Here is a 22,197-nt window from a genome sequence, read left to right as displayed (position 1 = left end):
TCCGTCACAGTGCCTGAGGCCCTCGGGCCTCAGCCTGGACCATGCGGCCGACGCGCTCGACGAGCACGGCCATCTCGTAGCCGACCTGACCGATGTCAGCGGACTCGACGGTGAGGACCGCGAGGTGGGAGCCGTCGCCGACGCTCATCAGCAGCAGGTAACCGCGCTGCATCTCGACGATCGACTGCAAGACCGTGCCGCCCTCGAACAGGCGCGCCGCGCCGGTGGCCAGGCTCGCGAGCCCGGACGACACCGCGGCCATCTGCTCGGCACGGTCGGCGGGCAGCCGAGCGCTCCCGGCCATGAGGAGGCCGTCGGCCGACACGAGCACCGCGTGGGCGGCCCCCGGGACGTCATCGACGAACTTGGTCACCAACCAGTCGAGATTGCGCTGGTCGGTGGCACCGGTGTAGTTGGTCATGCTCGGCCTGTCTCCTCAGGGGAACCGGATGGGTCGTCGCCAAGAGTGCCATCACGCAACGCCGTACGTCCGCGATGTACGCCGGAGAGATGGCGGCTCAGCCGGTCGCGGATCTCGGCAGGGTCACGGTCGCCGAACGAGTCCTTGGGCGGCGTCACGGCGCCGGGCACGAGGAACTCTCCCGGGCGACGCTTCGGGAGGCCGGATTCGGTGTGGGTCACGGTGCCGATACTGGTGGCTCGGTCCGCGGCCTCCCAGCCGGCCTCGACCTGCGAGCTGGCCCAGGGCAGGTCGGTGGACGTCTCGTCGCTCAGCCACTGCGACTGCATGCTGCCGAAGATCGGGGTGTCCGCCTCGTCGACCGGCTCCGCCGAGGTGTCGATGTCGAACGGGTCGGCGGGTTCGCTCGGGGCGGCCACCTCGGACGTGGTCGTCTCACTCGTGCTGCCGAGGCCGAACGGGTCGGCGGTCGGGGCCGGCGACGTGAAGTCGTACGGGTCGTCGGTCAGGCCCCCGCGGACCTCCGAGCGTGCGGAGAAGAACGCCGAGGCGTTGGTCGGCGCGACCCGCTCGGCGGAGGAGTCGGCCTCGGGGAGCAGCGGCTCGTCGGACAGCGGCGTCCAGACGTCGGTGCCCGAGAAGGTGTCCTCCGAGGGCGTCCAGGTCGGCTTCCACTCGGAGGTGGCGTCGTCGCCCGAGCCGTTCGGGTGGAGCAGGTCACTGAACGACGAGGCGCCGCCGGCGGTGGACAGCAGGTCGTCGTACGACGTGCTGCTGCGGGAGTCGAGGTCGCTGTCGAACGCGGTGCTGTCGAACGACGTCGTCTCGAACCCGTTGGACGAGTCGGTCGACGTGCTGGCAGCCGAGTCGGGGTTGCGCGGCAGGAACGAGCTGGTGTCGTCGTCGTCGTACGACGTGCTGCGGCCGGTGTCGCGGGACGGCCCGTCGAGGTGCGGGCCGGGCACGGGCCGCAGCATGTCGAGCGAACCCATCTGGCCCGCTCCGGTGGCGCCGGGGCGTCGCTTGGGCAGACCGGACGGCAGCGCGGTCAGGGTGGGGTCGCGGTCGACCGGCTCGCGGTCGTCGGCGGCCGGCGGCGCGGTCACACCGAACGAACCCGACGCCGCGGAGGCGCTGGTGGCGCCGGTGCGCGTGCCGTTGGACGAGGCGAGGGTCATCGTGGTGGTGGGCGCGTCGTCGTACGAGGACGACTCGGCCGGGTCGGGCACGCTGGACAGCGAGTGCGAGCCGCCCTGCGAACGGTCGGCCTGCTCGCGCAGCTCGATGGGACCGGTCACCTCGCGGCGTTCGCGCTGGACCAGGATGCCGCTCGGGAGGGCGACCGAGGCGACCACGCCGCCGGTCTTGCTCTTGCGCAGGTCGACGGTGACGTCGTGGCTCTCGGCGAGCCGGCTGACCACGAACAGGCCCATGTGGCGGGCGGTGTCGGGCGTGACCTCGGCACCGGCCTCGAGCGAGAGGTTGATGTCGGCCATGGTGTCGGCGTCCATGCCGAGACCGGAGTCCTCGACCTCGACCAGGACGCCGCCCTCACCGGCCCGGGCACCGCGCAGCACCACCTGGGTGGTCGACGGCGAGTAGGCGAGCGCGTTGTCGATGAGCTCGGCGAACAGGTGGATCATGTCCGACCCGGCGGCGGCGCGGACGAGGTGCTCGGGGATCGACTCGAGCTCGACCCGCTGGTAGTCCTGCACCTCGGACAGTGCACCGCGCAGCACGTCGGTGATGGGCAGGTCCTGGGCGGTGCCGCTGCGGGAGGAGGCGCCGGAGAGCACCAGGAGGCTGTCACCGTTGCGGCGCATACGGGTCGCGAGGTGGTCGAGCTTGAAGAGACTCTCGAGGCGCTGCGGGTCGTCCTCGTCGCGCTCGAGCGACTCGATGAGGCCGAGCTGCTGGTTGACCAGTGAGGTGCTGCGGCGCGACAGCGTCTCGAACATGCTGCCGACCTGAGTACGCAGTCGGGCCTGCTCGGTCGCCAGGCGCAGTGCCTGGCGGTGCATGTCGTCGACGGCGCGCGCCATCTGGCCCATCTCCTCGTGCGTGCGCACGGGGATCGGCCGGATGTCCTGGGAGATCTCCTGGCCCTGGTGGATGCGCTCGATGGCCTCGGGCAGGCGCTGGTGGGCGACCTCGAGGGCGCCGCTGCGCACCCGGCGGATGGGCTCGAGCAGCATACGGGCGACCACGAGCGCGAGGACGAGAGCGGCGAGCAGGGCAGCGAGCGTGACGAGGGAGTCGCGGATCGCGTCGCCGCGGGCGTTGGACGCGCCGTCGCCGAGGTTGGTCGCGGCCCGGTGGATGAGGTCGTCCGACAGCGTGACGTAGCTGTTGAGCGAGGTGTCGGTGCCGATCAGCGTCGTGTCACCGGTGGGGCTGGCCGATGCGGTGAGGCGCGAGCTGGCGTTGTCGTTGAGGCGGACGATCTGCTCGTTGGTGGTGCCGAACGCGTTGCTCAGGTCGCGGATCGCGCCGGCCTCACGGCCGACCGCGCCGGACAGGGTGGCGCGGGCACTCGCCGTGAGGTTGCCGCCGCCGCGCGAGGCGACCAGCACGCGCTGGTCGGCCAGTGCCTGGCGGCCGGACACCACGGCCGGGATGCTGTCGAGGGCGGCGTCGGGCTGACCGCGGCTGATGCTGGTGGACAGACCGGAGACACCGTCGGCGATGGTGCTGATGCGGTCGGAGACCGACTCGGCGGGCAGCGCGGCGGTGGAGTTGCGCAGGGCGTTGCCGGCCGCGATCGCCCGGTTGAGACCGGAGATCTGCTCGGTCGTCAGGTCGTGGTCGTCGAGCGAATCGGCGAGCGCCTTGGACGTGGTGTCGTAGGCCTGCTGGGCCGGGCGCAGCTTGGCGTTGTCGGTCGGGCTCGCGACCGCCTCGGCGAGGTTTTCGCTCGCGACCATGAAGTCGAGCGAGGGCTGCAGGACCTTGGCCTGCTCGACGGCCTTGGAATAGCTGCGGTAGTTGTCGAGCGAGTCGTTGATCCGCAGGCCCGCGAACAGTGCTGCCAGGAGCACGGGGATGGCGAGCAGGGCGGCGAGCTTGCGTCGCAGGGACCACTCCGCGAAGGAGAACCGGGCAGCCGAGGACTCCGGTTCTTCTCGCTGGGCACGAGATTGCCGTTCGCTCACGCTGTCATTCCCTTCAGGCCTCAGCCGGGTTGCTGGTTGGCTGCGCCGACGTGAGACGGTCACCGGTCCGGGTGAATCTCGCCACACAAGGTAAGCGGTCGCTCTGCGAATGACCAAACGCGCGTCAAGTCATCCGTCAAGCACTGTCGTCGGCGTTTCGCCCCGTTGCGAGCCACCGCCCATGGTCTCGTACTGCGCGAAGACTTGTGCCGATTTGGACGAAGTGCTTGCTACAGCACCCACGTGCCGAAGGGCCCTGGCGCGTGCTGCCAGGGCCCTTCGGCGTACGAGGAGGCGGGTCGTCAGCCGTTGTCGCCGGACTCCTGCTCGGCGATCTTGCGGCGGACGTCGTCCATGTCGACCTCGCGCACCTGCTGGATCAGGTCGTCGAGCATCGGGCCCGGCAGAGCACCGGCCTGGCCGTGCAGCAGCACGCCGTCGCGGAACGCCATGATCGTCGGGATCGAGCTGATGTTGAGGGCGCCGGCGAGCTCCTGCTGGTCGTCGGTGTCGACCTTGCCGAACACGATGTCGGTGTTGTTGGCGGAGGCCTGCTCGTACACCGGGCCGAACTGCTTGCACGGCCCGCACCAGTCGGCCCAGAAGTCGACGAGCACGATGCCGCCGTCCTCGATGGTCTTCTGGAAGTTGTCAGCGGTCAGGGTCTGGGTGGCCATGGTCGGCTCCTGCAGATCGGGTGTGGTTCACCTGGTGCAACGTCTGTGAGCGCCGATGATTCCGTACGCCGGTGCTCAGCTCTCCCCGCCCGCGTGGGTGACGAGCACCGCCAGCCCCACGCGCCCCTGCAGCCCCAGCGCGCCGAGCGTGGGTGCGACCTTGACCAGAGCGCTGGAGAGCTGCGTCTTGACGGTGGCCTCGCTGACGTAGAGCTCGCGGGCGATGTCGGCGTTGGACAGGCCGCGCCGGAGTGCGCGGGCGACCTGCATCTCGCGCGGGCTGAGGGTCTGCAGGGCGGTGCGGGCCTGCTCGCGGCGTGGGTCGACGTCGGTGCGGACGTGGGTGAGCAGCTGTTCGGTGCTCTTGGGCGACAGAGCGCCGGCCCCGGTGGCGACGGACCGGACGGCCTCGATGATCTCGACCGGCGACGACGTCTTGAGCAGGAACCCGGCCGCACCAGCGTGCACCGAGCGCAGCATCACGTCGTCGTGGTCGAACGTCGTCAGCATCAGCACCCGCGGGGCGGACGGCAGCCGGCTCACAGCGGCGGCCGTGGTGATGCCGTCCTGGCGGGTCATCCGTACGTCGAGCAGCACCACGTCGGGCGCATGCCGGTGGATGGCGTCGATGACCTGGTCACCGTCGTGCACGACACCCACGACGGCGACGTCGGCGGCGCTGGCGAGGATCATCTCCAACCCCTGGCAGACGAGCGGGTCGTCGTCGACGAGCAGCACACGGGTCACGGGCTCGGGTGTCGTCATGGTCGCGGCTCCTGGTCGGCGATCGGGTTCCACGGCAGCCACGCACCGACGCGGAACGCCCGCTCCTGGTCGACCCAGACCTTCGACCGGCCGCCCACCTGTCGGACGCGGTCGGTGATGCTGACCAGGCCGGTGCCCTGACCGGCGTACGGCGGGGCGTCCGCGGGCATCCGGTTCGCGGTTGAGATCTCGATGCCCGACTGCGCAGAACCGTTGACCTGCAAGCGGATCGGCGTGCCCGGTGCGTGCTTGCGGGCGTTGGTGAGCAGCTCCTGGACGATGCGGTACGCCGTGTGGCTCACGACCGGGTGCAACGGCTCGGTCCGGTCGATGTAGACCGATGCGACGACCGGTGACCCGGCGGTGAGGCTCTCGTCGATCAGGGTCGGGACGTCGGCCAGGTCGGGCACGCGTGCGGCGACGTCGGGGTCGCCCGGGTTGCGCAGCATCGACAGCAGCGAACGCAGGTCGTCCATCGACTGCTGGGCGCCCTGGCGCAAGAGGGCCGCGCTGCGGGCGGTCTGCTCGTCGCCGGCGTTGACCTCGAGCGCGCCGGCGTGCAGCGACAGCAGCGAGAGCCGGTGCCCGAGGGCGTCGTGCACCTCCTGGGCCAGCCGCTCGCGCTCGACCTTGCGGGCGAGGTCGTCCTGCATCGCGTCGAGCCGCTCGGCCTGGGCCGCGCCGCGCTCGGCGTACGTCGCGACCTCGCGCCGCGCGCGGATGGTGAGCGCGATGCCCACGGTGGCTGCGACGACGAGGGCGCTGATGATCGCGACGGCCCACCACGGCAACGGGTCGCGCGCGGTCTCGGTGGCGCCCGTGATGATCTGCCAGAACGACGACTCGCTGGTCGTGCCTCGGCTGTCTCGCCAGACGGAGCCGACCGTGCCGATCGAGACGGCGACACCTGCTGCCCACGGACGCCAGTCGCTGCGCCGGACGATGAGCTGGGTGAGCCCGACGAGCGCCGGTGCGGTGTCGAGCGGGAGCAGGAGCCCGGCCACGCTGCTGAGAGCGACGAGCAGCTCCGGCCACCGCGTACGCCAGATCGTGAGGACGGCGAGGCCGACGCCGACGAGCCAGATCAGGACCGACCAGTCCGACGTGGCGTCGGTGTCAGTGGGGGCGAAGCCGCGCGCCATCTTGTCGCGGCCGTCGGCCATGGAGATGGCGAGTGTGCAGGTGAACACGCAGCCGATCACGATCAGGGTCGTCCGCAGGCGCCGCCAGTGCGTCGGCCCCCACCGGCGTACCGCCCTGTGGGGAGCCGCCGGCTGCTGCGGGCCGGGGACCGGCCAGGCGGGCGTGCTCACGCGGTCAATCTACGGCGCGAACGGGCCTGTGCCATCGACCTTTCGGCGGAAGGAGGGCGGTCGGCGTTCATCCGATCGGTCGGTCAGGTGTGACCGGTTCGGCGATGTGGCGCGACCCCGTCCAGCGATGAACTTCTCGTGCTCGCCCCACTGGCGAGCGGCCGGCCCAGGGGGACGGCCACCGTCAGCGAAGGAGCACGTCATGAGCAAGCGTCACCACGACAACAACGGTCAGCCGCCCGTCCCGCCGAGCACGTGGGGGACGGGTCAGCCGGGGGAGTGGCAGCCGGGTACGCCGCCCGCGCCGGGTGGGCAGTACGTCCCGCCCCAGCGGCCGGGCTGGGTGGCGCGGCACAAGGTGCTGACCGGTCTGGCCGGGCTCATGGTCGTGGGCGGTATCGCGGCCGCGGCGTCCGGGGGCGGGTCGGGGACTGGCTCGTCGGAGGGGGCGAGCCAGTCCCCGGTGGCCGCGAGCGAGGCGCCGGCAGCGGCAGCACCCGCGGGCACGTCCTCCGCAGCAGCGAAGAAGGACTCGAAGCCGGCGGCGAAGAAGGAGGAGAAGAAGGGCGCGGGGATCGGCTCGCCCGTACGCGACGGCAAGTTCGAGTTCACCGTCACCAAGGTGCAGAGCGGACGGAAGTCGGTCGGCGGCGAGTTCCTGAACGAGAAGGCCCAGGGCCAGTTCGTCCTGGTCACGGTCAAGGTCCGCAACACCGGTGACGAGACGCGCGCACTGTCCGACATGAACCAGAAGGTGTTCGACGCGAACGGCAAGTCGTACGAGGCGAACTCGATGGCCGGCGCGGTGATCAGCAACGACAACAAGGTGATGTACGAGGACATCAACCCCGGCAACCAGGTCACCGGTGTGCTGGTGTTCGACATGCCCGTGGGTGCGACGCCGGCCAAGATCGAGCTGCACGACTCGATGTTCTCCGGCGGCGTGACGGTCGACCTGCGGTAGCGCCCGACCGCTGGTTGAGCCGGTCCGAGCCGCTAGGCGAGGGCCGTGTCGAAACCACGTGACGTACGGGGAGAGTCTCCCTGTGTCGTACGTAGGTTTCGACGCGGTCTCGCCCTGTGGGGCTCGCCCGGCTCAACCAGCGGCGGGCGAGTCCCGCTGGTCGAGTAGGGCGAACGCAGTGATGCCCGTATCGAGACCACGGTGACCGCGAACGCTGACCGGACCGGTGGGCGTACGGCACGCTTGCTCTCATGAACGGGCTCGCGCGCTGGTCACGGTCGGTGTTCGTCCACGACGGCGTCGCGCACGACGTCCACCGCAGGGGCGAGGGCCCGGGCGTCGTGGTCATCCACGAGATCCCGGGCCTCACGCCCGAGGTCGTGGCGTTCGCCGACGAGGTGGTCGACGCCGGCTACACCGTGGTGCTGCCCGACCTGTTCGGGGTGGCCGAGGCTCCCGACAGTGCGACCAACAGTCTGCGCACCATCGGATCGGTCTGTGTCTCAAAGGAGTTCACGATGTTCGCCCGCGGTCGTACGACGCCCGTGGCGGGGTGGCTGCGCGCGCTCGCCCGGGCGCTGCACCACGAGCTCGGCGGTCCGGGCGTGGGTGCGCTCGGCATGTGCTTCACCGGCGGTTTCGCGCTCGCGATGATGGTCGACCCGTCGGTGGCGGCGCCGGTCGTGACGCAGCCGGCGTCACCGGTGCCGATCACGCGCGGCCGTGGGAGTGACCTCGCGCTCAGCCCCGACGACCTCGCGGCGGTGAAGCAGCGCGTCGTCGACGGGTGCCCGGTGCTGGGTCTGCGGTTCGCCCGCGACTGGGTGACCGGCTCGCGCTTCCAGGCGCTGACCCGCGAGCTCGGTGAGGGGTTCATCCGCGTGGAGTTCGCGGGGCCGGGGCACAGCACGCTCACGCGCCACCGACAGCAGGAGGGCGTGGACCGGGTGCTGGCGTTCTTCGCTGACCGCCTGCGTACGCCCTGAGCGCGAGGCACGGAGCGTCCACGGACCGAGAGACGTCCGAGCGCACATGGACATAACACGTGCTTACACCTTTAATAACGGCATGCCAGGTGCGCCGACCTCGTACGTCCGCTGGGAGACCTCACTGTTCTCCGGTGGTGTGCAGCCGTGTCCCGAGGTCGACGAGCCGGGGCGGGTGAGCCCGCGCGCGGCGTACCAGGACGCGCTCTGGGGGCGCGCGACGCTCGTCGACGTCCGACCGCGGCACCGGCGTGCGGTGGTGGTGCACCCCGACCTCGAGCCGCGCGACGCCGTCGACGTCAGCTCGTGGAACGCACCGGTCATCCTGTGCGGCGACCACGAGGCGGAGGTCGCTCCCGTGGCCGCTGCGCTGCGGCGGCACGGGCTGCGCGAGGTCTGGGTGCTCGCCGGCGGCATCACGCAGTGGCGCGCCGAGGGCTTCCCGACCGCGACCGTCTGAGGCGCGGCGACCGGCGTACGACGTCGGTTCAGTCGCGCTCGAACCGGTACGCCGTGAAGGCGTCGAGCCCGATGTCGCTGGGGTTCTCGATGATGTCCTTCATCGGCGTCGCCGACACCAGGCGCATCCCGCGCGAGGTGAACTCCTTGGGGATGTCGTGCGGGAACTGGCGGTGCGTCAGCCGGTTGGACGGCTCGATCGCGAGCACGCGCCTGCTGATCCGCGTCATCGCGTCGAACACCGGCTTGGCCTCATCGGGGTGCAGGTGCTCCATGACCGCCATGGTGAAGATCAGGTCGAGCGAGTCGTCCTTCATCTGGGGCAGGTGCTCACCGCCGGGGCCGATCAGGATCTCGTTGTCGGCGAGCTGCGGGAACGACTGACGCAGCTGGGCCACGGCGTGCGGGTTGATCTCGATGCCCATCACGTCGGGGAAGTCGTGGTCGTGCAGGTAGGCGAGGTTGCGGCCGATGTTGCAGCCGAGCTCGAGGATGCGCGAGTCGCGGGGCAGGTCGTCGATGAGCTTGCGCAGCGCGTGGCTGCGATAGGTCGGCAGGAGGTACGACGCGGGCACGTTGCCGCTCGGCGCGGGCTGGCGCCAGAACTCGTACAGCTTCTTGCGGCTCTCCATGCGGCGCAGGATGAGCATCGTGTCGCGGGTCTGCTTGCCGTCCACGACCAGCGGCTTGCGGGTGCGGACGGTCATGCCGTGCTTGCCGAACTCCGCGCCGAAGTCCCACGGGAAGACGTGTCGGCCCAGCGTGGCCGGCTGGTCGATGGTGATGACCGTGCTCGCGAGGCGCGAGATGGTGCCGAACAGGTGGGCGCTGTCGGGGTGGGTGTGCTGCAGGGTGCGGATCGCGATGGCGAGCTTGAACTGGTCGTCGGCGAGGCCCTTGAGCACCGTCTCGGCCGGGCCGACGAGCACGGGCACCTCGGCGAGCTGCGGGTAGCGGACGCGCATCGACTCGACGGCCATCGGGTTGATCTCGACGCCGGTCACGTTGGTGAAGCCGGCGTCGACGAGAGCCGCCAGGGTGGCGCCGACCCCGGACCCGATCTCCAGGATCGGGTCGTCGGTCTCGATCGTGATGTCGAGGCTGTCGAGGATCGCCTGCACCGACGCCGCGGCGTACGGTCCAGGCGCCAGGGCAGCCTCCGACTCCTCCCAGAAGTGACGCTGGCGCTGCAGCGGACTCATCGCAGGACGGCGCGTGACGTACGGCGCGAGGGCGGGCACGCGTTCGGCCAGCCGGTCGCGGTACGGGCGCACGGCACCCTTGAGCTGGTCAGAGGTCCGGTAGAACGAGCGACGCAGGTCTGCCATGGCTGACAGTCAAGGCGACCGGCCATCCCCCCGCAAGGAATTCGGCGGATCGACTTGGGCTACCGACGAGTAGCCTTGCGCGCATGGCTTTTCTCACCACCACCGTCGACGCGGGCGTCGCCCAGGTGCGCCTCGACCGCCCTGACAAGCTGAACGCCCTCACGCTGCCGGCGCTGGACGAGCTCGCCCGGACCGCCCGTGAGCTGCGCTCGGACCGCACGCTGCGCGCGGTGATCCTCACCGGTGAGGGGCGTTCGTTCTGCGCCGGTCTCGACTTCGGCTCGGTGTTCAAGGACGGCCCGGTGCAGATCGCCCGCCGGTTCACCCCGCGGCCCTGGCTCGGCACCAACCCGTTCCAGGAGGCGTGCTGGGCGTGGCGCCGACTGCCCGTGCCGGTGATCGCGGCGGTCCACGGCCACTGCTACGGCGGCGGCCTGCAGATCGCGCTCGCGGCCGACTTCCGCATCACCACGCCCGACGCCCAGTGGTCGGTGCTCGAGGGCAGGTGGGGGCTGATCCCCGACATGAGCGGAGTGCGCTCGCTCGCCCAGCAGGTCGGCATGGACACCGCCAAGCGGCTCACGATGACGGCCGAGATCGTCTCCGGCGAGGAGGCCGTGCGGCTCGGCCTCGCCACCTCGGTCGCCGATGACCCGTACGCCGACGCCGTCGCCCTGGCAGGTCGGATCGCCGAGCGCTCGCCGGACGCGGTCGCTGCGGCGAAGCGCCTGTTCAACGCGCGCTGGTCGTCCTCGCCGCGTCGGACGTTCGCACGCGAGCGGCTGGAGCAGGCGATCCTGCTCGCCGCACCCAACACCGCGATCATCCGCAAGGCGTCCGGCTCGGGCGACGGCGCGGTGCCGCGGTTCAAGAAGCGCCTGCTGCCCTGACCCTGCCTGCCCAACGGGTGTCGTCCCGCGCGCTCTGACGCGCAGGACGACACCCGTTGTGCGTGCGTCAGCCCCTGCCGACGTCGTCGAGGCTCACCAGCAGAGTGCGCAGCAGGCCGGCCAGCTGGTCCTGCTGGCGCAGTGAGAGGCCCGCCAGGATGTCCCGCTCGTTCTCGATGTGCTCGGCCACGGCCCGGTCGATGAGCCGGCGCCCCTTCGGCGTGAGCGCGACGAGCACCGTACGTCGGCTGGCCGGGTCCACGTCCCGTGTCACGAAGTCCTTGGCGACCAGCCGGTCGATGCGGTTGGTGATCGCGCCGGACGTCTTCATTGCTGCGTCAGCGAGCGCCCCGGCCGTCATGCCTCGTGGGCCGCCCGCCCGGCGCAGTGTCGCCAGCAGGTCGAACTCGCTCTGCTGCAGCCCGTGCTCGGAGAAGAGCACCTGTTGCTGCCGCTCGGCGATCCTGGTGGCTCGTGACAGGCGGCCGAGGACGCCCATGGGCGAGGCGTCCAGGTCGGGTCGCGCTGTGCGCCACTGGTCGAGGATCTCGTCGACTGCGTCACGGGCCATCGCTGAACCTCTCAACGTTGAACTGTTTGACGTTGAGGATAGCAGCGACCTATGGTCTCAACGTTGAACATTTCAACGTTGAGAGGTTGCCATGTCGAACGTCGCCCGTCGCACCGCGCTGACTGCGATTGCTCCCGTCTCGTGGGGCACGACCTATCTGGTGACGACCGAGCTGCTCCCACCGGACCGGCCGCTGATGTCGGGTGTGCTGCGAGCGCTGCCAGCCGGACTGATCGCCATCGCGATCGGACGCCGGCTGCCGCGCGGCTCGTGGTGGTGGCGGGCGGCGGTGCTCGGCCTCCTCAACATCGGCGCCTTCTTCGCGCTGCTCTTCCTGGCGGCGTACCGGCTGCCCGGCGGAGTTGCGGCCACGCTCGGCGCGGTCGGGCCGCTCGCGACCACGGGCTTTGCGTTCGCGCTGCTCGGAGAGCGCCCGACGCGGTGGCGACTGGTCTGGGCGGTGGCGGGTCTCGGCGGCGTCGCCATGATGGTGCTGCGGCCGGGCGCCGGGTTCGACCTGCTCGGTGTCGTCGCCGGGCTAGCGGGGCCGTTCGCGATGAGCGCGGGCGTCGTGCTCACGCGGCGGTGGGGTCGGCCCGTCGGCGTCGTGCCGTTCGCGGGCTGGCAGCTGACCGCCGGTGGTCTGTTCCTCCTGCCCGTGGCTGTTCTGGTCGAGGGTGCGCCGCCGCACGTGGACCTCGCGGCCGTCGGTGGCTACGCCTGGCTCTCGGTCGTCGGTGCCCTGATCGCGTACTCGCTGTGGTTCCGAGGAATCGGAGAGCTGCCGGTCGTCGCGGTGTCCTTCCTCGCACTGCTGTCGCCGGTCGTCGCGACGGCCCTTGGCTGGATCGTCCTCGGGCAGGGCCTCACTGCGCTGCAGACCGTCGGTTTCGCCGTCGCGCTCCTGTCGATCCTCGCGGCGCAGCTGCCCGCACCCCGTCTCAACCAGTCCAGAACCCTTCTCTCACAGCAGGAGTCATCATGCGTATCGCCGTCATCGGAGCAGCAGGCAACGTCGGCAGCCGGGTCGTCGCCGAAGCCCTGCGCCGCGGGCACGAGGTCACAGCCCTGACGCCCGCGCACCTCGACGCGGCCGATCCCGAGGCCGTGAGCCGGGTCGTGGCGGGCCATGACCTCGGGGTCGGCGTGACCCGTCCTCTCCCGGGCCAGGAGGACACCGCCCTCGACGTCACGCGAGCGCTGCTCGATGCGCACGCGGCAGCGGGGGTGCGGTTCGTGATGGTCGGTGGGGCGGGGAGCCTGCGCGTCCCGGACGCGCCCGACCGCCTCGTCGCCGACGACCGTCGGTGGGTCCCCGCCGAGATCGCCGACCTGGCTCGATCAGGTGCCGACCAGCTCGACGCGTGCCGCGCCCATCCCGACGCCGACTGGACCTACGTCACGCCGTCGGCTCTGATGGAGCCCGGTCTGCGCACGGGTTCCTACCGCGTCGGCCACGACGATCTGCTGGTCGACGGCTCGGGTCGGTCGTACGTCTCGATGGAGGACATGGCGGTCGCGGTCGTCGACGAGATCGAGCAGCCGGCGCATCGGCGTACCCGCTTCACGGTCGCCACTGCCTGACCTGCCGGCTCGGTGGGTCGGTCTCGCCGCCGTCGCGCAGTGCGTCGACCACGGTCTGCTGCAGGGCGTACTGGCTGCCGAGATGGCGCGCTCGCAGCGCCGGCGTCTCGATCATGAGGCGCAGGCGCGCCTCCCAGCTGACGCAGCCGGTGCGTACGCCGGAGCCCGCGGCCGTCTGACGTCGCCGACCCAGCCCACCTGCACCGCTGGGGGATGCAGGTGGGCTCTGTCGACCCGGACCTGCGCCGGGCTAGCGTGGGGCACGACCCAGCCGCATGCGAACGGAGTGTCATGAAGCTCGCCGACCAGATCGTCCAGCAGCTGCAAGACGCGGGGGTACGCCGCATCTACGGCATCGTGGGCGACAGCCTCAACCCCGTCGTCGACGCCGTACGCCGCACGGGCGGCGCGCAGAACGGCGGCATCGACTGGATCCACGTCCGCCACGAGGAGTCGGCGGCGTTCGCGGCCGGCGCGGACGCTCAGGTCACCGGCGAGCTGGTCGCCTGCGCCGGCTCGTGCGGCCCCGGCAACCTGCACCTGATCAACGGTCTCTACGACGCAAACCGTTCTGGCGCAAAGGTTCTCGCGATCGCGAGCCACATCCCGAGCAGCCAGATCGGGCAGGGCTACTTCCAGGAGACCCACCCCGACCGCATCTTCACCGAGTGCTCGGTCTACTCCGAGATGGTCAGTACGCCGGAGCAGTCGCCCCGGGTCGTCCACGCCGCCATCCGGCACGCCGTGTCGGCGCCGGGAGTCGCGGTCGTGACGCTGCCCGGTGACATCGCCGACGAGGAGGCCACCCACGACGCACCGACGTACGTGCCCGTGAGTCCGGGTGTGCTGCAACCGAATCAGGCTTCCGTCGAGGCGCTGGCCAAGGCGATCAACGACGCCGACAAGGTCGCGATCTTCGTCGGCGCCGGCGTCGCGGGCGCCCACGACGAGGTGGTCGACCTGGCCGAGACCATCGGTGCGCCGATCGGGCACTCGCTGCGGGGCAAGGAGCTCATCCAGTACGACAACCCCTACGACGTCGGCATGACGGGCCTGCTCGGCTACGGCGCTGCGGCGCAGGGCATGGAGGGTGCCGACCTGCTGGTCATGCTCGGCACCGACTTCCCGTACGACCAGTTCCTCCCCGACGTACGCACCGCACAGGTCGACCGCGACGCGACGGTGATCGGTCGGCGTACCTCCGTCGACATCCCGGTGCACGGTGACGTGCTCGCGACGCTGATCGCCCTGAAACCGTTGGTACAGCCCAAGAAGAGCACCAAGTTCCTGGAGCAGACGCTCAAACGGCACGACAAGCTGATGAACAAGGCGGTCGGTGCGTACACCAAGAACGTCGAGCACAAGGAGCCGATCCACCCCGAGTACGTCGCGTCCATCCTCGACGGGGTGGCCGCGCCGGACGCGATCTTCACCGCCGACACGGGCATGTGCAACGTGTGGACCGCTCGCTACGTCAACCCGCTCGGCACGCGGCGGCTGATCGGTTCGTTCCTGCACGGGTCGATGGCCAACGCGCTGCCGCAGGCGATCGGCGCCCAGCTCGCGCAGCCCGAACGGCAGGTCATCTCGGTGTCCGGTGACGGCGGGCTCGGCATGCTGCTCGGCGAGATGCTCACGGTCGCGGCGTACGAGCTGCCCGTGAACGTCGTGCTCTTCAACAACTCGACGCTCGGCATGGTCAAGCTCGAGATGCTCGTCGACAAGCTGCCCGACTTCGGGGTCGACGTGCCGTCGGTCGACTACGCCGCGATCGCCGCTGCGATGGGGTGGTTTTCCGTGCGCGTCACCGACCCGCGCCAGCTGGAGGGCGCGCTCGGCGAGGCGCTCGCGCAGCGCGGGCCCACGCTCGTCGACGTCGTCACCGACCCCAACGCATTGTCGATCCCGCCCAAGATCTCCTCGTCGCAGGTGTTCGGGTTCGCCACCGCGATGAGCAAGATCGTGCTGAACGGCGGTGCGGGAGAAGCGGTTTCGATGGCCCGGTCGAACCTGCGCAACATCCCGCGCTGACCGGCCGAGCCGCTCCACGAAACGACCCGCGTTCTGCGAGACGACCCGCTGATCCGCGGGTCGTTTCGCAAGGAGCGGGTCTTTTCGTACGTCGGCGTACGGGAGCGGTCAGAGCTGCGCCCAGATCACCCCGCCGAGCACGAGCACGGCCATGGCGGCGATGGCTCCGACCGGCCAGCGCCACGCGCGGGGCCTGCCACGGCGCTCGGCGATCGCGAGACCCACGACGCCGACGAGCATGATCACGATCGTGCCGCCGGCGACGACCAGGCCGCCACCGAGTGCGCCGCCCTCGCAGGAGAACACCGCGTCGCAGTCGTCCGCCGACCCCTTCAGCTGAAGGCCGGCCACGACCGACGCGAGCGTCGCGAGCTCGAGGAGCAGCACCGAGAGGGCGCCGATCCGGCGCTCGCGAGCGGAGAGGGTGGTGCGCACGGCAGCAGTGTGCCCCACCCCGCCCAGCGGTGGCCCGTCACGAAACGACCCGCTCTCTGCGAGACGACCCGCGGATCCGCGGGTCGTCTCGCAGGGAGCGGGTCGTTTGGTGCGTCGGCGTACGGCGGAACTCGTCGACGCGTAGTCCCCACGGCGAGGTGACCGCTCAGTAGCGTGCGACCACTGCGTGAGCCAGATCGCCCCCAGTCTGACTTCTCGAACGGAGCACATCTGATGCGTACGAAGGTTCTTCTCGCCGCGACCACGACCGTCCTGACCTCCGCAACCCTCGGCCTCACCGCGACATCCCAGGCCGGAGCCGCCTCCAGTCGCACCGACGACCGCCCGACGTCGTCGGCCGCCGCCCAGCGCGCCACCTCGGCTGCAGCCGGCCACCGTGCCGCGATGCGCGCGACCGGCGACGACCGGTTCACCGTCCGTGACGTCGTCGTCGACCGTGACGGCACCAGCCACGTCCGGCTGGACCGCACGGTCGGCGGGCTGAAGGTGCTCGGCGGTGACACGGTCGTCCACACCGACCGGGCCGGCGCGTGGAAGGGCGCGAGCCTCACCCTGCGTACGCCGGTGACGATCAGCCGTACGCCGCGCCTCGACGCCGCGCAGGCCAAGGCCGCGCACGCCGGGCTGGCCAAGGCCGGCCAGGGCACGCTCGTCATCGAGGCGCGTACGGGAGCGCCTCGACTCGCGTACGAGTTCACGGTCGGTGGCACCCAGGCCGACGGCACGCCGAGTCGCATCGTGTCGACCGTCGACGCCACCACCGGCGCTCTCCTCGTGAGCGAGCAGCGCATCCACACCGCCGAGGGCGACGGCAAGAGCCTCTACCGCGGCACCGTGCCCGTCTCGTCGACGGCCGTGAGCGGCGGGTACGAGCTCAAGGACGCCACGCGCGGCAACGCCGTCACGAAGGACGTCAAGAACGGCACCGACGCACCGGTGCTGTGCCAGCTGCTGAGCGTCGGCTGCGCGACCGGCCCGACGTTCACCGACGCCGACAACCACTGGGGCAACGGCACCACCACCGACCGGGCGAGCGCCGCGGTCGACGTGCAGTTCGGCACCGCGGCGACGTGGGACTACTACAAGCAGGTGCACGGCCGCAACGGAATCTTCAACGACGGCAAGGGAGTTCCGAGCCGCGTGCACTACGGCGACAACTACGTCAACGCCTTCTGGGACGGCAAGCAGATGACGTACGGCGACGGTGACGGCAAGGTCGCCGGACCGCTCGTCTCCACCGACGTCGCGGCCCACGAGATGTCGCACGGCGTGATGGAGGCGACCGCCAACCTCACCTACTCCGGCGAGTCGGGCGGGCTCAACGAGGCGAGCAGCGACATCTTCGGCGCGCTCGTCGAGCTGCGCAGCAGCAACGCCGACGACCCGGGCGACTGGTTCGTGGGCGAGGAGATCATGAAGGACCGCCCGGCGCTGCGGTTCATGGACAAGCCGAGCAAGGACGGCCAGTCGCCCGACTGCTACAACAGCAAGCTCGGTGACCTCGACGTCCACTACTCCTCGGGTGTCGCCAACCACTTCGCCTACCTGCTCGCCAACGGCAGCGGCGCCAAGGTCATCAACGGCGTGCAGCACAGCTCGCCGACCTGCAACGGCTCGACGCTCACCGGCATCGGCGCCGACAAGCTCGGCAAGATCTGGTACCGCGCGATCACCGTCTACATGACCTCCAGCACCAACTACGCGGGCGCTCGCACGGCCACGCTCAACGCCGCCAAGGACCTGTACGGCGCCGGCTCGCCCGAGCAGAACGCCGTCGCCGCCGCCTGGTCGGCCGTCAGCGTCGGCTGAGGCGCCCACTTCCCGCGAAACGACCCGCTCCTTGTGAGACGACCCACTGATCCGCGGGTCGTGGAGCGAAGGGCGGGTCGTTTCGTCGTCGGCGCTGCGCGCGGGTCGTGACAGACTCCGGGCGTGGACTTCTACTCGGCTTATCACCACGGATTCGCCCGCGTCGCAGCCTGTACGGTCCCGGTCGCCCTGGGCGACCCCGCCGCCAACGCGGACGCGGTCCTCGAGCAGGCCCGCGCGTGCCACGAGCAGTCGGTCGCGGTCGCGGTCTTCCCCGAGCTGTCGCTGTCGGGCTATGCGATCGACGACCTGCTGCTGCAGGACGTGCTCCTCGCCGACGTGCTGACCGCGATCGACACGATCGTCGACGCCAGCACCGACCTGCTGCCGATGCTCGTCGTCGGTGCGCCGCTGCGCCTGGACAACCGGCTGTTCAACTGCGCCGTCGTGATCCACCGCGGCCGGGTCCTCGGGGTGGCGCCGAAGTCGTACCTGCCCAACTACCGCGAGTTCTACGAGAAGCGCCACTTCGCGCCCGGCGACGACCAGCGCGGCCGCACGATCAGGCTGCGTGGCGAGGACGTGCCGTTCGGGCCGGACCTCCTCTTCCCGGCCACCGACGTGCCCGGCCTCGTGGTGCACGCCGAGGTCTGCGAGGACATCTGGGTGCCCATCCCGCCGTCGTCCGAGGCCGCGCTCGCCGGGGCGACCGTGCTGCTCAACCTGTCGGCGTCGCCCATCACCGTCGGCCGCGCCGAGGACCGCCACCTGATGTGCCGCTCGGCGTCGTACCGCGACAGTGCCGCCTACGCCTACTGCGCCGCCGGGCCAGGAGAGTCGACCACCGACCTCGCCTGGGACGGCCAGACCATGGTGTACGAGTGCGGCGGGCTCCTCGGCGAGACCGAACGCTTCCCCGACGGCGCCCGCGCGACCATCGTCGACGTCGACCTCGACCGCATCGTGACCGAGCGCATCCGGCAGGGATCGTTCGACGACAACCGCCGCACGTACGACGGCCGGATCCGCGAATTCCGTTCTGTCGCCTTCGAGCTCGCACCGCCGACGAAGAAGGACATCGGGCTGCTGCGCAAGATCGACCGGTTCCCGTTCGTGCCCGACGACGAGTCCAGGCTCGCGCAGGACTGCTACGAGGCGTACAACATCCAGGTCGCCGGCCTGGAGAAGCGACTGCGGTCGATCGGCGACTCGACCAAGGTCGTCATCGGCGTCTCCGGCGGTCTCGACTCGACCCACGCACTGATCGTCGCGGCGCGCGCCATGGACCTGCTGGGGCGGCCGCGGTCGGACATCCTCGCCTACACGATGCCCGGCTTCGCGACGTCGAAAGGCACCAAGGACAACGCAACTCGGCTGTCCGAGCAGCTCGACGTGACGTTCGAGGAGCTCGACATCCGGCCGGCCGCGACGCAGATGCTCAAGGACATGGGCCACCCGTTCGGCGTCAGCGGCGAGCCGGTCTACGACGTGACGTTCGAGAACGTCCAGGCCGGGCTGCGCTACGACTACCTGTTCCGGCTGGCCAACCACCACGGCGGCATCGTGGTCGGCACCGGCGACATGTCCGAGCTCGCGCTCGGCTGGTGCACCTACGGCGTCGGCGACCAGATGTCGCACTACACGGTCAACTCGGGCATCCCGAAGACGTTGATACAGCACGTGATTCGCTGGGTCGTCGCCGAAAAGCTGTTCGACGACGAGGTCGGACAGGTGCTGCAGGCGATCGTCGACCAGGAGATCAGCCCCGAGCTCGTGCCCAGCGAGGACGAGACCAAACCGCAGTCGACCGAGGACAAGATCGGCCCGTACGCACTGCAGGACTTCAACCTGTTCCACATCCACCGCCAGGGTGCGCGCCCGAGCAAGGTGGCGTTCCTCGCCTATCACGCCTGGAAGGACGCCGACGCCGGAGACTGGCCCGTCGACTACCCCGACGACCAACGCATCGCCTACGACCTCACGACGATTCGCTCGTGGCTGGAGCTGTTCATCCAGCGGTTCTTCGGCAACCAGTTCAAGCGGTCAGCCCTGCCCAACGGCCCCAAGGTCGTCGCCGGCGGCTCGATGTCACCCCGCGGCGACTGGCGCATGCCCTCCGACGCGAGCGCGAAGGCCTGGCTCGCCGAGCTCGACCGCGAGGTCCCGAAGAAGTAGCCGGCCCCCGCTGGTTTTGAGCCGACGTACCCGCTGGTTGAGCCGGGCCGGAGCGGGTCTCGATACGGCTCGTTCCTCGCCTACTCGCCCCAAGGAGCGGACGCTCGAGTCGAAACCGACGTACGCCAAGGGGAGGCTCTCCCTGTACATCGCCTGGTTTTGACACGGCCCTCGGCTAGCGCCTCGGGCCGGCTCAACCAACGAGAGGGCGGATCGACCAGCGGAGCGGTGGGGTCTCCAGGAGTGCGCAACATGGTTGCAGATTCCCGCAACCTCGTTGCGCTTGCTCGGGAGACCCCCGTTCGCCTGGGCCCTCCGCTGGTTGAGCCGGGGCGGAGCGCTAGCGGAGGCCCGAGTCGCCCTCCGCTGGTTGAGCCGGGGCGGAGCGCTAGCGGAGGCCCGAGTCGAAACCAGGTGACGGTGGGGGAGAGTCTCCCTGCGTCGTACGCCGGTTTCGACTCGGGCTCGATGGTGGGGGCGCATGACCTTCTCTCAGGAACGTCAACGTCGTTGACGCTGAACCGCAACGGTGTTGACGTTCCTGGGGAGCCCCCTGCGCGGTCGCCTGGTCTCGATACGGCTCGCCCTGCGGGGCTCGCCTACTCGACCAGCGGGACAGCTCGCGCCGCGAGACCGGCGGCGCGGCTCAGGGCTGCCAGTAGCCGAGCGTCTTGATCGAGCCCTTGGGCAGGCCATAGGTCTCCTTGAAGACCTTGGTGATCGCGCGCGTACTGACGGCATCGCAGGCGGCCCAGCCGTACAGCGATGAGGCGTCGACGCCGATCTCGCCCGGCGCCTTCGTGACGGCCTCGACCAGGGCCTCGCCCGAACGCTCGCGCGCGACCCACGTCACCCGGTCACGCGAGCGCGACCGTACGGGCAGCGTGCGGTCCGACTCGTGCACCCACTCGAGGTAGACGTGCGCGTCGACGTCACCGATCGCGTCCAGCAGCGAGTTGATCGCAGGAAGCGAGGCGATGTCGCCGGCGATGACGTACGCCGACGGTGCCGGTGACGGCAGCGTCAGGGCCGAGCCCTGCAGGGACGCCTCGATGGTGTCGCCCGGCTGCGCGGCGAGCGCCCACCGTGACGCGACGCCGTCGTGGATCGCGAACTCGAGGGTGAACTCGTCGGCCGCGACATCGGCGTCGACGAGGGTGAACGCCCGCTGGTGCGCCTTGCCCTCGGGGTGGTCGAACCACAGTCGCACCCACATCGTCGGGTGCAGCTCGTGGTGCGCGAGCAGCCCGCCACCCGAGACGCGCACGCGCTGGAAGTGGTCGGTCACGGGTTCGGCGTCGAGCACCGTGAACGTGTAGTCCTTGGCGCGGTACAGCTTGAGGACGGCGCCCTCCCAGCCCTTCTTGGCCATGTCGTCTCCCTGTGGGTTGAGTGTGCGATCGATGCGGCGAACGGGCGGTGTACGCCGACCCGGCCGGTCGGCGTACACCTGGCGGACCGGGCTTGACGTCCCGACCGCGCTCATTGTTAGTCTGCCCTAAGTTACCGAAGGCTTACCTTGCCTTGATCACCACTGGAGACACTGTGCAGCGTCGTTCGTTCCTCGCCCTCGTGTCCGCGGCAGCGGTCACCACCCTGGCTGCCGGGTGCAGCACCGGCCCCGCCAACGGTGAGGAGGAGGGCGGCGCCACCGGCTCGGCGGCCGGCAGCACCAGCGCCGCCGCGGGCGCCTTCCCCGTCACGATCAAGCACGCGTTCGGCACGACCACGATCAAGGAGCAGCCCAAGCGGGTCGCGACGCTGGGCTGGTCCGACGCCGACATCGCTCTCGCGCTCGGCACGGTGCCGGTCGCGGCGACGGCGATCGACTGGGGCGGCAACAAGAACCGCTCCACCGACTGGTTCGACACGAAGCTGAAGGAGCTCGGCGGCAAGCAGCCGATCCGCTACAGCGACAAGGACGGTACGCCGATCGACGAGGTCAACAAGGCGCGTCCCGACCTGATCCTCGCGACCAACTCCGGCCTCACCAAGGACGAGTACACCAAGCTCACCAAGCTCGGCGTGCCGGTCATCGCCTACCCGGGCGCGCCGTACGGCACCTCCTGGCAGCAGTCCACGCGGATGATCGGCAAGGCGCTCGGCAAGGAGAGCGAGGCCACCAACGTCATCTCCAGCACCGAGGGCCAGATCAAGACCGCGGTCGCGAAGTACCCGCAGATCAAGGGCAAGACCGTCGCGTGGCCGTGGTTCACGCCGACCGACCTCAGCAAGTTCGGCGTCTACACCCCGCTCGACAACCGTCCGCGTCTGCTCGAGGAGTTCGGCTTCAAGACCGCTCCCGTCGTGACCAAGCTCGCCGGCAAGACGCAGAGCTTCAGCGTCGACATCTCGGCCGAGAAGGCCAACACCCTCGCCGCCGACGTCGTCGTGTTCGACATCGAGAAGGCCGGTCAGGACGCCCAGCTCAAGGCGCACCCGCTGCTCGGCAAGATTCCCGCGCTCAAGACCGGCGCGTACTTCGCCAACGCCGACCAGCCCGCCACGCTGACGATGTCGAGCCCGACGCCGCTGTCGATCCCCGTCGGCCTGAAGACGTTCCTGCCCAAGCTCGCGCAGGCCGCCGACAAGGCCAAGTGAGCGCTGCGCGACAGC

At 70.3% G+C, this 22,197-nt stretch carries 20 protein-coding genes; 10 read left to right on the top strand and 10 right to left on the bottom strand.

The features are described 5' to 3' along the window. Positions 1-4 precede the first annotated feature (4 nt). The 5 genes from VV01_RS17615 to VV01_RS17595 form a co-directional block, all read right to left on the bottom strand. A complete protein-coding gene (locus tag VV01_RS17615; RefSeq protein WP_050671034.1) occupies positions 5-421 on the bottom strand; it encodes a roadblock/LC7 domain-containing protein in 417 nt (138 codons plus the stop codon). Further along, a complete protein-coding gene (locus VV01_RS17610; protein ID WP_050671033.1) occupies positions 418-3,573 on the bottom strand; it encodes an ATP-binding protein in 3,156 nt (1,051 codons plus the stop codon). The genes VV01_RS17615 and VV01_RS17610 overlap by 4 nt, the downstream gene beginning before the upstream one ends. Positions 3,574-3,875: 302 nt before the next feature. Beyond that, the gene (trxA, locus tag VV01_RS17605) at positions 3,876-4,250 is read right to left on the bottom strand and encodes a thioredoxin (RefSeq protein ID WP_050671032.1); all 375 of its coding nucleotides are present in this window, start codon (positions 4,248-4,250) and stop codon (positions 3,876-3,878) included. 75 nt (positions 4,251-4,325) lie between these two features. After that, the gene (locus tag VV01_RS17600; RefSeq protein WP_050671031.1) at positions 4,326-5,015 is read right to left on the bottom strand and encodes a response regulator; all 690 of its coding nucleotides are present in this window, start codon (positions 5,013-5,015) and stop codon (positions 4,326-4,328) included. Then, entirely contained in the window at positions 5,012-6,328 is a 1,317-nt protein-coding gene (locus VV01_RS17595; RefSeq protein ID WP_157508907.1) for a sensor histidine kinase, read from the bottom strand. Before VV01_RS17595 ends, VV01_RS17600 begins: the two co-directional genes overlap by 4 nt. Positions 6,329-6,530: 202 nt before the next feature. Here VV01_RS17595 and VV01_RS17590 point away from each other — a divergent pair, with 202 nt between their 5' ends. The 3 genes from VV01_RS17590 (at position 6,531) to VV01_RS17580 (ending at position 8,738) form a co-directional block, all read left to right on the top strand. Continuing rightward, the gene (locus VV01_RS17590) at positions 6,531-7,292 is read left to right on the top strand and encodes a DUF4352 domain-containing protein (RefSeq protein WP_050671029.1); all 762 of its coding nucleotides are present in this window, start codon (positions 6,531-6,533) and stop codon (positions 7,290-7,292) included. A gap of 251 nt (positions 7,293-7,543) precedes the next feature. Beyond that, positions 7,544-8,278, top strand: coding sequence for a dienelactone hydrolase family protein (locus VV01_RS17585; RefSeq protein ID WP_050671028.1), 735 nt, complete (start codon positions 7,544-7,546; stop codon positions 8,276-8,278). 46 nt (positions 8,279-8,324) lie between these two features. Continuing rightward, positions 8,325-8,738 carry a rhodanese-like domain-containing protein gene (locus tag VV01_RS17580; RefSeq protein WP_157508906.1) on the top strand — a complete coding sequence of 138 codons (414 nt, stop codon included), beginning with the start codon at positions 8,325-8,327 and terminating at the stop codon, positions 8,736-8,738. Positions 8,739-8,766: 28 nt separating this feature from the next. Here VV01_RS17580 and VV01_RS17575 read toward each other — a convergent pair whose 3' ends face one another. Beyond that, complete coding sequence (locus VV01_RS17575) at positions 8,767-10,065, bottom strand: methyltransferase domain-containing protein (protein WP_050671026.1); 1,299 nt, start codon at positions 10,063-10,065, stop codon at positions 8,767-8,769. An 83-nt stretch (positions 10,066-10,148) separates the two neighbouring features. On the opposite strand from VV01_RS17575, the gene VV01_RS17570 reads away from it, so the two are divergent. Continuing rightward, positions 10,149-10,955, top strand: coding sequence for a crotonase/enoyl-CoA hydratase family protein (locus VV01_RS17570; RefSeq protein ID WP_050671025.1), 807 nt, complete (start codon positions 10,149-10,151; stop codon positions 10,953-10,955). 67 nt (positions 10,956-11,022) lie between these two features. On the opposite strand, the gene VV01_RS17565 is transcribed toward VV01_RS17570, so the two are convergent. Then, positions 11,023-11,526 (bottom strand): MarR family winged helix-turn-helix transcriptional regulator, encoded by a 504-nt coding sequence (locus VV01_RS17565; protein WP_050671024.1) that lies wholly within the window; start codon positions 11,524-11,526, stop codon positions 11,023-11,025. A 91-nt stretch (positions 11,527-11,617) separates the two neighbouring features. On the opposite strand from VV01_RS17565, the gene VV01_RS17560 reads away from it, so the two are divergent. Beyond that, positions 11,618-12,598 (top strand): EamA family transporter, encoded by a 981-nt coding sequence (locus VV01_RS17560; protein ID WP_071606431.1) that lies wholly within the window; start codon positions 11,618-11,620, stop codon positions 12,596-12,598. Continuing rightward, complete coding sequence (locus VV01_RS17555; protein ID WP_050671023.1) at positions 12,508-13,110, top strand: NAD(P)-dependent oxidoreductase; 603 nt, start codon at positions 12,508-12,510, stop codon at positions 13,108-13,110. Before VV01_RS17560 ends, VV01_RS17555 begins: the two co-directional genes overlap by 91 nt. Here the strand turns inward: VV01_RS17555 and VV01_RS24695 are convergent. Then, a complete protein-coding gene (locus VV01_RS24695) occupies positions 13,091-13,225 on the bottom strand; it encodes a hypothetical protein (RefSeq protein ID WP_269431137.1) in 135 nt (44 codons plus the stop codon). The two genes, VV01_RS17555 and VV01_RS24695, sit on opposite strands and share 20 nt — an antisense overlap. A gap of 176 nt (positions 13,226-13,401) precedes the next feature. Here VV01_RS24695 and VV01_RS17550 point away from each other — a divergent pair, with 176 nt between their 5' ends. Further along, positions 13,402-15,141 carry a pyruvate dehydrogenase gene (locus VV01_RS17550; RefSeq protein ID WP_050671022.1) on the top strand — a complete coding sequence of 580 codons (1,740 nt, stop codon included), beginning with the start codon at positions 13,402-13,404 and terminating at the stop codon, positions 15,139-15,141. Positions 15,142-15,249: 108 nt separating this feature from the next. Here VV01_RS17550 and VV01_RS17545 read toward each other — a convergent pair whose 3' ends face one another. Next, positions 15,250-15,576 (bottom strand): hypothetical protein, encoded by a 327-nt coding sequence (locus VV01_RS17545; RefSeq protein ID WP_157508905.1) that lies wholly within the window; start codon positions 15,574-15,576, stop codon positions 15,250-15,252. A 234-nt stretch (positions 15,577-15,810) separates the two neighbouring features. Here VV01_RS17545 and VV01_RS17540 point away from each other — a divergent pair, with 234 nt between their 5' ends. Then, on the top strand, positions 15,811-17,406 hold the full coding sequence (locus VV01_RS17540) for a M4 family metallopeptidase (protein WP_050671020.1): 1,596 nt from the start codon (positions 15,811-15,813) through the stop codon (positions 17,404-17,406). A 123-nt stretch (positions 17,407-17,529) separates the two neighbouring features. Next, positions 17,530-19,581 carry an NAD(+) synthase gene (locus tag VV01_RS17535; protein WP_050671019.1) on the top strand — a complete coding sequence of 684 codons (2,052 nt, stop codon included), beginning with the start codon at positions 17,530-17,532 and terminating at the stop codon, positions 19,579-19,581. 646 nt (positions 19,582-20,227) lie between these two features. Here VV01_RS17535 and VV01_RS17530 read toward each other — a convergent pair. Beyond that, on the bottom strand, positions 20,228-20,953 hold the full coding sequence (locus VV01_RS17530; protein WP_050672006.1) for a siderophore-interacting protein: 726 nt from the start codon (positions 20,951-20,953) through the stop codon (positions 20,228-20,230). A 173-nt stretch (positions 20,954-21,126) separates the two neighbouring features. Here VV01_RS17530 and VV01_RS17525 point away from each other — a divergent pair, with 173 nt between their 5' ends. Then, a complete protein-coding gene (locus tag VV01_RS17525) occupies positions 21,127-22,182 on the top strand; it encodes an ABC transporter substrate-binding protein (protein WP_050671018.1) in 1,056 nt (351 codons plus the stop codon). Positions 22,183-22,197 lie beyond the last annotated feature (15 nt).

It is taken from the genome of Luteipulveratus halotolerans, assembly GCF_001247745.1.
Lineage (GTDB): Bacteria > Actinomycetota > Actinomycetes > Actinomycetales > Dermatophilaceae > Luteipulveratus > Luteipulveratus halotolerans.
Note: the sequence above shows the minus strand (reverse complement) of the source record. Positions and strands in the feature narration are given on the sequence as shown.